This window comes from Arthrobacter sp. 05T47 (assembly GCF_056395825.1).
This window is the reverse complement of sequence record NZ_JBFTKG010000162.1, coordinates 1-1,167: the sequence shown is the minus strand read 5'-3', so window position 1 is coordinate 1,167 and position 1,167 is coordinate 1. Positions and strand designations below refer to the sequence as shown.

Sequence of the window (1,167 nt, the reverse complement as noted above, 5' to 3'; positions counted from 1 at the left end):
CACCCGCCCCCAGACCGGAAAATCCTCTACTGACGCCGGGATTCCGGATTCGCTTATGCCCCGCCGGCCAAACTGTTCCATTTAGGCAGCTCAACCGAAACGCAAAAACGGATACTTCGTGAATGGCAGTCCGACCAGGTCAGCTCCCCCGGGGCCCTAGGGAGACTCCCGGTCGACACCGGAACGATCAAAAAGCACAGGACGTCCGACGCCGGATATCTCCGACGACGGCGACCGGCGCCCTCGCCTCCGACCACTCACGCCCGGCCGCTCATCGCCCTCGATGCCGCTGTCTGACGGCACGCCAGAGAAATAGAGACGAGCCGGGGTGGTGGTAGAGCACGCTCTGGCAGTCATGTCGAAAACCGCGAATCCAGTGTTGGATGGGTATGACTGATCAACGGACCAGCACGGCCACGGAAGAAGGCCCCGGTCCCGCACACCGCCCGCCGTGGACGCTTCTGGCATTGTCCACGCAGTCCATGGCGTGCGGTGAAGGTACACACGTTAAAGCAAAACCCCCTCTGACGAGTGGGAACGCTGTGCCGAGGTGGGGCTCGAACTGCATTCACTCCCCTGCAAACACTGGACGCCCCCGGGAACATGCGAGGTCCGGCCCGATCCGACCCACATACGACTCGATCCGAAGGCGGAAGTGTGGACAATGTACACACACCGCAAATTCGCCGTTTCAGAGCATTCCGGCCGCCAGCCACATCCCAGACCGCAGGGGCGCGGCCCTTCTTTGCGCGCCTCGGGCGCTGCGCAACTGCCCGTCAGACGTGTCCGCAAGCCGGTCCTGAAGCGCAACACGTTCCGTCCGCTCCCCCGCCGCGAGAACTTCCCTAGGTGTGAATCTGTGACTGTGGGCTGAGAAGCATCGGTGCTGCTGCAAAGATCCCGTTACATCGTTACTCAATATGGGACATCGCCACTCAGGTTAACTGCGTAGAGGCCAAGTTCGTGACGCGTCAGAAGTTCCTTGCGCCAGCAGCACCAACCGGTCGATATCCAGGTTTGTAACTTTCTGACAGCGCCGTCACGGCGGCAATATCCTGGGGGGTAGTTCGACAGCACCCGCCAACGAGCCGGGCACCAAGTTCACGCCAGATTGGCGTTCCCTCCGCAAGGCTTGCGGGCTGTTTACTATCGGGGCCTGACGGGCTC

Annotated in this window: 1 protein-coding gene; it reads right to left on the bottom strand. The window is 61.9% G+C overall.

Annotated elements, in window-relative coordinates:
• Window positions 1-971: 971 nt before the first annotated feature.
• Window positions 972-1,167, bottom strand: a 196-nt coding sequence (locus tag AC1DEY_RS23570) for a homocysteine S-methyltransferase family protein (protein WP_476870113.1), incomplete at its 5' end; no start/stop codon positions are given.